This is a genomic window from Methyloceanibacter sp. wino2 (assembly GCF_003071365.1).
Lineage (GTDB): Bacteria > Pseudomonadota > Alphaproteobacteria > Rhizobiales > Methyloligellaceae > Methyloceanibacter.
Genome location: NZ_CP028960.1, coordinates 84,789 through 96,973, shown reverse-complemented (window position 1 = coordinate 96,973; position 12,185 = coordinate 84,789). Strand labels below are relative to the sequence as shown.

Sequence of the window (12,185 nt, the reverse complement as noted above, 5' to 3'; positions counted from 1 at the left end):
AGGTAGAGATGCTGTTCAAGCGCCGCGAGGCGGAAAGTTGGGTGAACCGGGTACGGGTGTCGTTGTGGCCGCGCCGCAGTTGGGGCCGCTCGACGCGCTACGTGGTGCACCGGGTGCGCCGCTTGAGCGCGACCCCGCACGCCGTCGCCTTGGGCTTCGCCGCGGGCGTCTTTATCTCCGCCACGCCGTTTATCGGTTTTCACATGATCCTGTCGGCCACGCTTGCGTGGATCGTGGGCGGCAGTATCGTCGCCGCGCTTCTCGGCACCTTCATCGGCAATCCGCTGACCTATCCGCTGTTCTGGGTCAGCAGCTATGAAGTGGGCTCGCTCATGCTGGGTCGGGGCGAGAACAAGGTCGAACTCGATCTTTCCGCCGGCATCTTTCAGACCGACCAGATCTGGACGCTTCTGAAACCGATGACCCTCGGCTCGATTCCCATCGGCATCGTGCTGGGTCTCCTGAGCTATGCCTTGGTGAGGCCGGCCGTGAACGCCTACCAGCATCGGCGCCGCGATCTTCGCTCCGCAAACGAAGTCGTGTGAGCGCGCCGGAAGGAGAGGTGAGGTGGACAAGGTGACAACCGTCCAGAAGATCCGGCTGGGGATCAATATCGACCATGTGGCGACGTTGCGAAACGCGCGCGGCGGCGCACTGCCGGACCCAATTCGGGCGGCGCAGCTTGCAGCGGACGCGGGCGCCGACAACATCACCGCGCATTTGCGCGAAGACCGCCGGCACATCCGCGATGACGATATTGCCCGGTTGCTCGCCGAGGTCGACTGCCCGCTCAACATGGAGATGGCCGCGACCGACGAGATGACCGGCATCGCACTTAAGGCCAGGCCGCCCTGGACCTGTCTCGTGCCCGAGAGGCGCGAGGAGCGGACGACCGAAGGCGGTCTCGACGTGGTCGCGCAGCACAATGCGCTGGCGCCCGTTGTTGCGGCCTTGGCAGAGGCCGGCATCGAAGTCTCGCTCTTCATCGGGGCCGAGCGTCCGCAGATCGAGGCGGCCGCGCGGCTGGCCGTGCCGGCGATCGAGATACACACGGGCGGCTGGTGCGACGCGATCGCCGAGGGCCGTGAAGACGACGCCGAGAAGGAATGGCAAACCATCGTCGACGGCGCCGCATACGCAGATGCCCTTGGCCTAGAAGTTCATGCCGGCCACGGGCTCAACTATGCGACCGCCGAAAAGATCTCGACGATTCCGCAAATCGTCGAACTCAATATCGGCCACTTCCTGGTCGGCGAAGCGGTCTTTGTGGGCCTTGGCGAATCCATTCGGCGGATTCGCGCGGCGATGGACCGAGGGCGTGAAGCGCTGCGCCTCGGTGAGGGGGGCCGCATTGCATCATGATCATCGGCCTGGGTAACGACATCATCGATATCAGGCGTATCGAGAAGACCATCGAGCGCTACGGCGAACGCTTTCTCACGCGCGTCTTCACCGAGACCGAGCGGGTGAAATCGGACCGGCGCAAGCTTAGAGCCGCATCCTATGCCAAGCGCTTCGCGGCCAAGGAGGCCTGCGCCAAGGCGCTCGGGACCGGCTTCAGCCGCGGCGTTTTCTGGCATGACCTCGGCGTGGTCAATTTGCCGTCGGGGCGTCCCACCATGGCGCTCACGGGCGGTGCCGCGCGCATCCTGGACGAACTGCTCCCGGACGGCCACGAAGCCCAAATCGATCTCACTATTACCGACGACTTCCCCACGGCCCAGGCGATTGTGATCATCTCCGCAATCCGGCGGTCGCCATAAAATTGCGCCAGTGTCCGCGTCCTTGGTTTGCTCAGGACCTGGGGAGGGGCTATAGGGGCTCCAACAACACTTGCTGAGAGGGTGGCCCGCTGCGCGGGCCTTGTACCCTGAGGAGAGCGCCGCATGAGCGTGGACGCGGAAAAGACGGCTTCAAAGGGAAGTAATTGGGAGACGGTTCGCGTCGTCATTCACGCGCTGATCCTGGCGCTGATCGTGCGCGTGTTCCTGTTTCAGCCGTTCAACATCCCGTCGGGTTCTATGATTCCGACCCTGCTCATCGGCGATTACCTGTTCGTCTCGAAATACAGCTACGGCTACAGCCGCTATTCCTTTCCGTTCGGACTGAACCTGTTCTCGGGACGCGTCTGGGCGGCGGAGCCGGAGCGCGGCGACGTGGTGGTGTTCAAGCTGCCACGCGACAACGAGACCGACTACATCAAGCGCGTCATCGGCTTGCCCGGCGACGAGATCCAGATGATCCACGGCGTGCTCAACATCAACGGCAAGGCCGTGGACAAGGTGAAGGTCGACGATTTCGTCACGGAAGCCGTGGGCGGGCGCGACCGTCATTTCACCCGCTACATGGAAACCCTCCCCAACGGGGTCACCTATCCGGTGCTGGACCTCGTCAATGAGGGGGCCGGCGACAACACCGACGTCTACAAGGTGCCCGAAGGGCATTTCTTCATGATGGGCGACAACCGCGACAACTCCACGGATAGCCGCTTCTTGTCCGAGGTCGGTTTCGTGCCCTTCGAGAACCTCGTCGGCAAAGCGCAGGTCATCTTCTTCTCCATCGATGAGGACTCCAGCTTCTGGCAGGTCTGGCGGTGGCCGACGGATGTCCGGTGGGACCGCATCTTCAAGACGGTGAATTAGGCTCGTGGCCAAGCGGCGCATCTCTGATGTCGGTGTCCTAGCCGAGCGCCTCGGACACCAATTCAACAAGCCCGCGCTGCTGACCTTGGCGCTGACTCACGCAAGTGCGCGCCCCGGCTCCAAGCCCAACGAAGACAACGAGCGTCTCGAGTTTCTCGGCGACCGCGTGCTGGGGCTATCGATCGCGCAGTTGCTGTCGGAACGTTATCCGGAAGCCAGCGAAGGCGAACTGGCGCGATGGTTCAACCATCTCGTCCGGACGGAAACCTGCGCCGAAGCCGGCCAAAGCTGGCAACTGGGCGACTTCATCCTGATGAGCGGCGGGGAAGCGGGTTCGGGCGGACGGCGCAAGAAGACGATCCTCGCCAATGCGTGCGAGGCGGTGCTGGGCGCGGTGTTCTCCGACGCGGGCTATGACGCGGCGCGCGAGCTCGTCTGGCGCACCTGGGCGCCGTATCTCGCCGAACTGAAGGAGGCCGCGCCGGACGCCAAATCGGTCCTGCAAGAGTGGGCGCAAGGGCGTCAGCTGCCGCTCCCGAACTATATCGAGGTCTCGCGCGAAGGCCCGGACCATGCGCCGCTCTTCACGGCGGAGGTCCACGTAGAGGGGGTGGCGCCAGAACGCGGCGAAGGCCTGAACAAGCGCGCGGCGGAGCAAGCCGCGGCGCTGGCGATGCTCCTGCGGGAAGGCGTCTGGCAGGCTTCCGCCAATGACTGAGCTTGGGGCCAATGACTGACACCACAGACACCCCGACGCGCTGCGGCTTCGTTGCCCTGATCGGCGCGCCCAATAGTGGCAAGTCCACGCTGACCAACGCGCTTGTCGGCGCGAAGGTGTCGATCGTCACCCACAAGGCGCAGACGACGCGCGGCCCCGTGCGCGGCATCGTGCTCGCAGGCGATGCGCAAGTCATTCTGGTGGATACGCCCGGTATCTTTCAGCCCAAGCGCCGGCTCGACCGCGCCATGGCGCAAGCGGCCTGGGAACGGGCAGGGGATGCGGACATCGTCGCTCTCGTCGTGGATGCGGCGCGCGGGCTGGACGAGAAGCTGGAACCCATTGTCGAGCAGCTGCCGGAGTTGAATCGCCCCGTGATCGCGGTGCTCAACAAGATCGATCTCGTGAAGAAGCCGGACCTCTTGAAGCTCACATCCGAACTTCTGGGTCTCAAGGCGTTCGCGGAGATCTTCATGGTGTCGGCGCTGACGGGCGACGGTGTCGACGACCTTCGGGCGTATCTCGCGGGCGCCGTTCCCGAAGGACCGTGGCTGTTTCCGGAAGACCAGTTGTCGGACGCCTCGCTTCGGCAGACCGCCGCCGAGATCACGCGCGAAAAGCTTTTTCTGCGCCTCCACGAAGAACTGCCCTATGCACTGACGGTCGAAACGACGGACTGGAAGGTCCTCAAGGACGAAAGCGTGCGCATCGAGCAGACCATCTTCGTCGAGCGCGAAAGCCAGCGCCGCATCGTACTCGGCGCCAAGGGCCAGATGATCAAGGAGATCGGCCAAGCCTCGCGCGAGGACATTGCCGAGATCGCCGGCGTCCCCGTACATCTGTTCCTGTTCGTGAAGGTCCGCGAACGCTGGGGTGAAGATCCCGAGCGCTTCCGCGAGATGGGTCTCGACTATCCAAGAAATAGGCCGCCTGGCGCCGTCACGCCGGACTAGGCAAAGCCGCGAAAGTTAGGCCAAGCTGCCGCTATGGACTGGAGCGACGAAGGCATCTTCTTGAGCGGCAAGCCTCTTGGCGAAGCGAACCTCATTGCCGAGGTGTTGACGCTCGAACATGGCCGCCATCTCGGCCTCGTGCGCGGCGGCCGGTCCCGCCGTGTCCGCCCGACTCTCCAGCCCGGCAACCTCGTTCGCGTCACCTGGCGCGCGCGTCTTGCCGAGCATCTGGGCGGCTACAATGTCGAACTGATGGAAGCCCACGGGGCCCGCGCGCTCGACGACCCGCGCGCTCTCGCAGCCATCGGCATGCTCGGGGAGTTCGTGAAGCTCCTGCCCGAGCGGGACCCGCATCCCGAGCTCTACGCCACGACGTTGCATGTGCTCCGCTCCTTCGCCGAACCCGATATTTGGCCGGCGCTGCTCGTGTACTGGGAGATGCAACTGCTCCAGGAGATCGGTTTTGGTCTCGACCTCACATCCTGTGCCGCGACGGGGAGCACCGAGGAGCTTGTCTACGTGTCGCCGAAGTCGGGGCGGGCGGTCAGCCGCGAGGCGGGCGCGCCCTATGCCGACAAGATGCTGCCGCTGCCGCAATTTTTGATCGACAGTTCGGCCTCGCTCGCCCCCTCGGACGTCGTCGCGGGCTTCGGTCTCACCGGCTTCTTTCTGGAGCGGGACGCGCTGGCGCCGCACGGCCTCAAATTCCCCGATGCGCGCGACCGCCTGCTCGATCTCTTGCGCCGGGAGCCTCACGCCGCTTGAGGCGACTCACGCGATGGGTTAGCCAAACGACATGGGAAAACGCGCGACGCCCCCCGAGCAGGGGCCTATTGAGCCGATCAATCTGAAAGAGGCGCTGGAAGAGCGCTATCTCGCCTACGCGCTGTCCACCATCACCCACCGGGCGCTCCCGGACGTGCGCGACGGGCTGAAGCCTGTGCACAGGCGGCTGCTTTACGCCATGCAGCAATTGCGCCTGCAGCCGCAAGGCGAATTCCGCAAATGCGCGAAGATCGTCGGCGACACGATGGGCAACTTCCATCCCCACGGCAATCAGGCGATCTACGACGCGCTGGCGCGGCTCGCGCAGGATTTTGCCGTGCGCTACCCGCTCATCGACGGGCAGGGGAACTTCGGCAATATCGACGGGGATAACCCCGCCGCCGACCGCTACACCGAAGCCCGGCTGACGGACATCGCCGCCCGGCTCCTGGAAGGCATCGACGAAGACACGGTCGACTTCCGCCCGAACTACGACGGGCGCGAAATGGAGCCGTCCGTGCTCCCGGCGAACTTCCCGAACCTGCTCGCCAACGGTGCGTCCGGCATCGCCGTCGGCATGGCGACGAACATCCCGCCCCACAATGTTGGCGAGCTGTGTGACGCGGCGCTCCATCTCATCAAGTTCCCCAATGCCACGGCCGACAAGCTCGTCTCCTTCGTGCCCGGGCCGGATCTGCCCACGGGCGGCATTATTGTTGAGCCGCGCGAGCAGATCGTCGAAGCCTACAAGACGGGGCGAGGATCTTTCCGCTTGCGCGCACGCTGGGAGAAGGAAGACGCAGGCCGCGGCACCTATCAGGTCGTCGTCACCGAGATTCCGTATCAGGTGCCCAAAGCGCGCCTCGTGGCCCGTATCGCCGAGCTGCTCCAGGCCAAGAAGCTGCCGCTGCTCGCCGACGTGCGCGACGAGTCGGCGGAGGACGTACGGCTTGTGCTGGAGCCGAAGAGCCGCAGCGTCGATCCCGCGCTCCTGATGGAGTCGCTGTTCAAGCTGACCGAGCTCGAGACGCGCGTCTCGCTCAACATGAACGTGCTGAGCGAAGGCAAGATCCCGAACGTGCTGGGCCTGCGCCAGGTCCTGCTCGAATGGCTCGATCACCGGCAGGAAGTGCTGGTCCGGCGCTCCAATTTCCGCCTGTCGAAGATCGATCACCGGCTGGAGGTGCTGGAAGGCTACCTGATCGTCTATCTGAACCTCGATCGGGTCATCCAGATCGTGCGCGAAGAGGACGAGCCGAAACCCGTCCTGATGAAGGAGTTCAAGCTCACCGACGTTCAGGCCGAGGCCATTCTCAATATGCGGCTCCGCGCTTTGCGGAGACTGGAGGAGATGGAGATCCGCCGCGAACACGACGATCTCACCAAGGAACGCAAAGAGCTGAAGGCGCTCCTAAAATCCGAAGACAAGCAGTGGAAGCGCATCTCCGACGAGATCAAGGAGATCAAAGACGCCTTCGGCCCGAAGACCGAGCTTGGCCGCCGTCGCACCACCTTCGACGAGGCGCCCGAAGACGTCGCCGACGTTCTTGCCGAAGCGATGATCGAGAAGGAGCCCGTCACCGTCGTCCTGTCCGATAAAGGATGGATACGGACGATCAAGGGGCACAACACCGACACATCGAAACTGTCGTTCAAGGATGGCGACAGGCTGCGGCAGCTTCTGCACGCGCAGACGACCGACACGCTGCTTCTGTTCGCCACGAACGGCCGTTTCTATTCGCTCAGCGCCGACAAGCTGCCGGGCGGGCGCGGACACGGCGAGCCCTTCCGGCTGATGATCGACATCGAAGACGCGGGCGACTGCGTCGAGCTGATCGTGCATGAGCCCGGCGGAAGCTGATGGTCGCCTCGACGGCCGGATACGGTTTCGTCGTCGCCGAGGACGACGTGATTGCCATGACCCGCAAGGGCAAGCAGGTTCTGAACGTGAAGGGGGACGACGAGGCTGCGGTCTTGGCGCCGGTCTCCGGCGACAGTGTTGCCGTGATCGGCGACAACAGAAAGCTGCTGCTGTTTCCGCTGTCGGAACTGCCCGAGATGCCGCGCGGCAAGGGCGTGCGGCTGCAGCGCTATCGCGATGGCGGGCTGGCGGATGCCAAGACCTTCTCGAAGAAGGAAGGGCTCGTCTATATCGATGCGGCGGGCCGCAGCTTCACGCTTGCCTCGGCGAATTTGCGCGATTGGTGGGGTGCTCGTGCCGCAGCGGGCCGGCTGCCGCCGCGCGGTTTCCCCAAGTCAGGCAAGTTCGGCGAGAAGTTCTAGCGCTTCAGGGCGTCGGTAACAGACCCACGGACCCAGCCTCTGGAGGTCAGCCGTTCCTGGGGCTGGAAGCGCTCCTTGTAGCGCATCTTCCGGGAGCCCTCGATCCAGTAGCCGAGATAGACATACGGGTAGCCGACCGAGCGGGCGTACTCGACATGCTCGAGGATCATGTATGTGCCGAGGCTGCGCTGGGCGAAAGCCGGGTCGAAGAAACTGTAGACCATCGAGATCCCGTCGCTCAGACGGTCGCAGAGCGCAGCCGCGATCAGCGGGGCCTCGCCGGTGACCGGGTCCGGCTTCTGTCGGTACTCGGTGATGAAGGTCTCCACCACGCTGTCCTCGACCATGAGCGAGAAGTCGAGGACGCTCATTTCGGCCATGCCGCCGTCCCCGTGCCGTGCCTCGATATAGTCGCGGAAGAGGGCGTATTGCTCGGAGCTGGGGGTGGCCGCCTGGCGCGTCACCACCAGATCGGCGTTGGCGCGCGCGATCCGCTTCAGCGACCGCTTCGGCTCGAACTCGTTGACCAGAAGGCGCACGGGCACGCAGGCCGAACAGGAGTCGCAATAGGGCATGTAGGCAATGTTCTGGCTGCGCCGAAAACCGCCCTTGAGCAGATTGTCGATGAGAAAGCCGGGCTTGTCGCGCGTCAGGTGCGTGAAGAGCTTCCGCTCCATCCGGCCTGCCAGGTAGGGGCAGGGCTGGGGGCGGTGATGTAGAACTCCGGAAAATTGTTCTTGTGTTCTGTCACGGGTACCGGACCGGAAGCGAATCCACGTCAATCCTCCGACAGCTTAAGCGAGGATCGGCGGCGGGCGCAATCGGCGCCGCGCCCGCGCCGCACAGAGTTTGGATAACCCGCGTCAGAGGGTCTCAGCCGACCCCGGCCGGTTGATCACGACGACCCCGGCCAGGATGTCGTGCAGGCAGCGCTTCCGGGAATCGAAGAAGCACCACAGCAGGATCGGGAAGAACAGCGTCAGCGAAAACCAGAACAGGAGCGCGTGGAACGCGGCGATCAGCGGTGTCACCTTGCCGCCATACCACATGGGCACCGCGAGCCCCATCATGCGCTGACCCGGCGTGGACGACTTGGGGCCGCCGATCGTGAAGGCGTTGTAGGCGAGGCCCACAAACGGAAAGATGAGCCCGAACAGGAGCCAACCCAGCCCCAAGGTGAGAACGCCGAGCACGGCTACGACCACGAATGCGATAACCGTGAGGATGGCAATCATGACGGCGTCGATGAGGAACGCGACACAACGCTTACGGATGACGGCGCTGAAGAGTTGCGGTTCCGTCACCGGGTTGTAGACATGCATTTGCGCGGGGAAGGTCGCGGTGCTGGGTGTCATAGGGTCCGACATTGGGTCTCCAAATTGATGCATAGCTACTGTTCATATGGGAATTGCGCCCCATTTCCGCAACGTAAGCCGCTGTCCGCGGGGGGCTCGGTTGCCGTCCGTCAGGTGACGTCCTAGGCTCCACGCGACACAGATTCGTCTCTGATGCCCGAGGATTGGAGGGACGCACGCATGCGGAGAACGGTTTTTGCAGTCGCGGTTGCGAGTCTCCTCGCAAGCGCCGGTCAAGGCCTGGCATGCGAAGGCAGCGACGTCATTTTCGAAGACACGTTCCAGGACAATGGAGGCGGCTGGTCGCAGAAGAAGACGGTCGCGATCGGCGACGGCGCGCTGACATTCACGCTGCCGGCCGACGACATGCAGTCCAATCTCAACGTCATGTTTTCCGTCGAGGACGCTGATGTCTGCGTCGAAGCCGTGTGGCCGCACGGCGTCGGAAACGGCGAGGATAACGGCCGCATCCTCGGGCTGGGCTGTTGTTCTGGGGCGAGAACAACCGGACCTATTATCAGTTCGGCATTCTCAGCAACGGCCGCTATTGGATCGCGCGTAAGCAGGACGGCGCGTGGGTCGGCACGATCGCGGCGAATATCGACAGTCCCGCCATCAAGACGGCCCCCGGCGCGGCCAACACCTTGCGCGTCGATGCCAAAGGCAGCCAGCTCGCCTTTTTCATCAACGGTACGAAGGTCCGCGAGTTGAGGGGCCAGGCGCCGAAGGGAAGTTGGCGCTTCGGCGTATCGGGCGACAATTTCGACAAGTCGAACGAAGCGACCGTGCTCTTCACGAACATGAAGGTCACGGACTAAGGACTCGTTCCGCCGTCAGTATTGGCTCTTCAGAAGCCGCGCCACTTCAGGTGCGAAGTAGCTGAACACGCCGTCTGCGCCCGCCCTCTTGAACGCGAGCAATGTCTCCAGCACGACCCGTTCCCGGTCCAGCCAGCCCCGCTCGGCGGCCGCGACGAGAGCCGCATATTCTCCGGAGGTCTGATAGGCGAAGGTCGGCAGGCCGAACGCATCCTTCACGCGCCAAACGATATCGAGATAGGGCAGGCCCGGCTTGACCATGACCATGTCCGCGCCTTCCGACACGTCAAACGCAACTTCGCGCAGCGCCTCGGCACCGTTGGCGGGATCCATCTGATAGGTCTTCTTGTCCCCTCGCAGTTGCGCGCCGGAACCGACCGCATCACGGAAGGGGCCGTAGAACGCAGAGGCATATTTCGCCGCATAGCTCATGATCTGCGTGTCGGCGAAACCGTTGGCCTCGAGAGCCGCGCGGATGGCGCCGACGCGGCCGTCCATCATGTCGGACGGCGCCAGTACATCGCAGCCGGCTTCGGCTTGAACCAGCGCTTGGGTGACGAGCGCCTCCACGGAGCGGTCATTGTCGATCCGGCCTTCGTCGTCCAGAAGCCCGTCATGACCGTGGCTCGTATAGGGGTCGAGCGCGACATCGCAGACAATGCCGATCTCCGGGACCGCCTGCTTGATGGCGCGCACCGCCCGGCAAACCAGATTGCCGGGGTTGAAAGCCTGGCTACCCGCTTCGTCCCGCAAGGAGGGGTCCGTATTGGGGAACAGCGCGATCGCCGGCAGGCCGATCTCGGCGGCGTCTTCGGCGGCCCGGACGGCCAGATCGATCGACAGACGGGCGACGCCCGGCATCGCATCGACTTCCTCGCGCGATCTGTCACCGTCGATCACGAAGATCGGCCAGATCAGATCGTCGGCGGTCAGCTGCATTTCCCGCACGAGACGCCGAGACCAGTCCGCCCGCCGGTTCCGCCGTAGGCGGGAGGCGGGATAGCCCGGTCCCAGTTCCTTGGGCGCATCCACCGTGCCGCGCTTTGCGCGTTCGGTACGGAGTGAAACCGTCTTGTCGTCAGGTCGTGATGCCACGCGATGCAAATCCCTCGATTGCCGGGCTCGGCCCGAAGAGGCGTTGAAGGGGCGCGAGACTATCACCCAATAGAGGTATCCCGCCAGGGCCCGGAGCGAACATGGTTTTCTCCGGTTTCGTGTCTAAGTCCAGCGCCTACTGGCAAATTCTCACATAGCGCCGCTTGCGCATATCGAGATGGAAGTGGTCGCGGTGCGCGGCGTTCGCTTCGGGACCGAGAACCGTCCAGAACACCTTGCACGCATCCCCGTGGATCGTCCGCATGAAGCTCTTCGCCTCGTCGCGGCTGAGATTGCCTTCCGGGACCGGCCCCTCGGGCTCCTCGTCTTCGAGACCGGGCAGTTCCGCAGGCGCGGCGAACACCGGCTTGAAGAACGGGTGCGTCGCCATTTCCCCGAACTCGTCCGCCTCCTTGGTGAACTCCTTGTACTCGAGATCCTTGTTCAGGACGCTGATGCCGGGCGTGCGGCTTCGCGGCGGCAGGGTGGAGTGATCGCGCAGCGGGTTCGGCCAAGGAGCCTCCGCCAGTTGCGGGCGGGTGGGCCGATAGCCGTAGGGCCAATTGCCGAGCACTGGGATCGTCTGCCCCGACGCCATCACGAAGGCCTTGATGTCCAGGGCGTTCGCCTTCGCATGCTCGCTGAGCTTGGTGTCGGGCCGGCCGTACTGGTTCCGGCACATATACGACGCCGCGTTCTTGATCTTCACGACGCTGCTTCCCAGCGCTTCGGCGGTCGGCTGCACGGAGGTCGCGAACCATTTGTGCAACGTCGCGGCGACGGTGCAGTTGACGGTCGCCGGTGGAGACACGGCGATCTTGGGATGGTCGCCGATCGATTTCAGTTTGATGGGCGCCAACGAGCCGCAAGCGCCTCTGCGGATCGGGTCCAGATGCTCATACTCCAAGTCGAGCCCATCCAGCAGCTTGACGCATTGGTCGAGTGCCGCCGCGACCTTGGGATCAACCGCGGCGTCCGGATCCTCGCCCGTGCGCACCGGATTGCGGGGCGGCTGCGGTGCCGGTTCGCTCGCAGTCTCCGACGCTGAAGCCTCAGCTGTTTCTTCGGGCGCTTCAACAGTTTCAGCAGTTTCCTCGGGCGCTTCAGCTGTTTCTTCTGCGCTTTCTACTTCCTCTGTCGGAGGCGCTTGCGTCGCCGCGGTGTCGGCTTCCGCCGGCGCCTCGGGAGCCTCTAGCGGAGCCGCTGGGACATCTGCTGCCTCGGCCGGAGTCTCTTCGGGCGCGGCCTCGGCTTCAGCCGAAGGGACGGGGGGTGCCGGCTTCCGCAAAGGCAGCCCCGGTTGCACCGGCGCTTGCCTCTGTGGCGCGGCGCGGCGTTTGGGGCGGAGATCCGGAACCGACAGGCCAAGGGTCTGGAAGGGGTTGAGGGCCGCGCGATAACCGGCTCCGCGATCGCGGCGGCAACATACAAGCCCGCCAGGAGCGGCGCCCACAGGATCGTTCCCCGGCGACGCGCACGCCGCCACCCCCGGTCCCTCCGTCCCGTCATAGCGGTCCCCGTCCGAAGTTGCCGCATGCGGATGGCTTGTGGTTTGC

General features: G+C 64.3%; 11 protein-coding genes and 2 pseudogenes. 9 read left to right on the top strand and 4 right to left on the bottom strand.

The window, feature by feature from the left end; translation table 11 throughout:
* Positions 1 to 8 precede the first annotated feature (8 nt).
* From DCY11_RS00500 to parC, 8 genes and pseudogenes are all read left to right on the top strand, one after another.
* The gene (locus DCY11_RS00500; RefSeq protein ID WP_108683602.1) at positions 9 to 545 is read left to right on the top strand and encodes a DUF2062 domain-containing protein; all 537 of its coding nucleotides are present in this window, start codon (positions 9 to 11) and stop codon (positions 543 to 545) included.
* A gap of 31 nt (positions 546 to 576) precedes the next feature.
* A complete protein-coding gene (locus DCY11_RS00495; RefSeq protein ID WP_108683601.1) occupies positions 577 to 1,362 on the top strand; it encodes a pyridoxine 5'-phosphate synthase in 786 nt (261 codons plus the stop codon).
* The gene (gene acpS / locus DCY11_RS00490) at positions 1,359 to 1,763 is read left to right on the top strand and encodes a holo-ACP synthase (protein ID WP_069445463.1); all 405 of its coding nucleotides are present in this window, start codon (positions 1,359 to 1,361) and stop codon (positions 1,761 to 1,763) included. Before DCY11_RS00495 ends, acpS begins: the two co-directional genes overlap by 4 nt.
* A 123-nt stretch (positions 1,764 to 1,886) precedes the next feature.
* Positions 1,887 to 2,642 carry a signal peptidase I gene (gene lepB / locus DCY11_RS00485; RefSeq protein WP_108680559.1) on the top strand — a complete coding sequence of 252 codons (756 nt, stop codon included), beginning with the start codon at positions 1,887 to 1,889 and terminating at the stop codon, positions 2,640 to 2,642.
* Positions 2,643 to 2,646: 4 nt separating this feature from the next.
* Positions 2,647 to 3,360: a ribonuclease III gene (gene rnc, locus DCY11_RS00480; protein ID WP_108680557.1), complete on the top strand. Its 714-nt coding sequence runs from the start codon at positions 2,647 to 2,649 to the stop codon at positions 3,358 to 3,360.
* A gap of 11 nt (positions 3,361 to 3,371) precedes the next feature.
* Complete coding sequence (era, locus tag DCY11_RS00475; RefSeq protein ID WP_108680555.1) at positions 3,372 to 4,313, top strand: GTPase Era; 942 nt, start codon at positions 3,372 to 3,374, stop codon at positions 4,311 to 4,313.
* Positions 4,314 to 4,346: 33 nt separating this feature from the next.
* Positions 4,347 to 5,078 carry a DNA repair protein RecO gene (gene recO, locus DCY11_RS00470; RefSeq protein ID WP_108680553.1) on the top strand — a complete coding sequence of 244 codons (732 nt, stop codon included), beginning with the start codon at positions 4,347 to 4,349 and terminating at the stop codon, positions 5,076 to 5,078.
* A 31-nt stretch (positions 5,079 to 5,109) separates the two neighbouring features.
* Positions 5,110 to 7,361, top strand: a pseudogene (parC, locus tag DCY11_RS00465) (DNA topoisomerase IV subunit A).
* On the opposite strand, the pseudogene DCY11_RS00460 reads toward parC, so the two are convergent.
* Together DCY11_RS00460 and DCY11_RS00455 are read right to left on the bottom strand one after the other, a co-directional pair.
* Positions 7,358 to 8,112, bottom strand: a pseudogene (locus tag DCY11_RS00460) (arginyltransferase). The pseudogenes parC and DCY11_RS00460 overlap by 4 nt on opposite strands.
* Positions 8,113 to 8,224: 112 nt before the next feature.
* On the bottom strand, positions 8,225 to 8,728 hold the full coding sequence (locus tag DCY11_RS00455; protein ID WP_208430482.1) for an RDD family protein: 504 nt from the start codon (positions 8,726 to 8,728) through the stop codon (positions 8,225 to 8,227).
* 473 nt (positions 8,729 to 9,201) lie between these two features.
* Here DCY11_RS00455 and DCY11_RS00450 point away from each other — a divergent pair, with 473 nt between their 5' ends.
* Positions 9,202 to 9,534, top strand: a complete 333-nt coding sequence (locus DCY11_RS00450) for a hypothetical protein (protein ID WP_108680549.1) — start codon at positions 9,202 to 9,204, stop codon at positions 9,532 to 9,534.
* A 15-nt stretch (positions 9,535 to 9,549) separates the two neighbouring features.
* On the opposite strand, the gene hemB is transcribed toward DCY11_RS00450, so the two are convergent.
* Both hemB and DCY11_RS15805 read right to left on the bottom strand, forming a co-directional pair.
* A complete protein-coding gene (gene hemB / locus DCY11_RS00445) occupies positions 9,550 to 10,566 on the bottom strand; it encodes a porphobilinogen synthase (protein WP_108680548.1) in 1,017 nt (338 codons plus the stop codon).
* 199 nt (positions 10,567 to 10,765) lie between these two features.
* A complete protein-coding gene (locus DCY11_RS15805; protein ID WP_245409404.1) occupies positions 10,766 to 11,935 on the bottom strand; it encodes an extensin family protein in 1,170 nt (389 codons plus the stop codon).
* Positions 11,936 to 12,185: the final 250 nt, after the last annotated feature.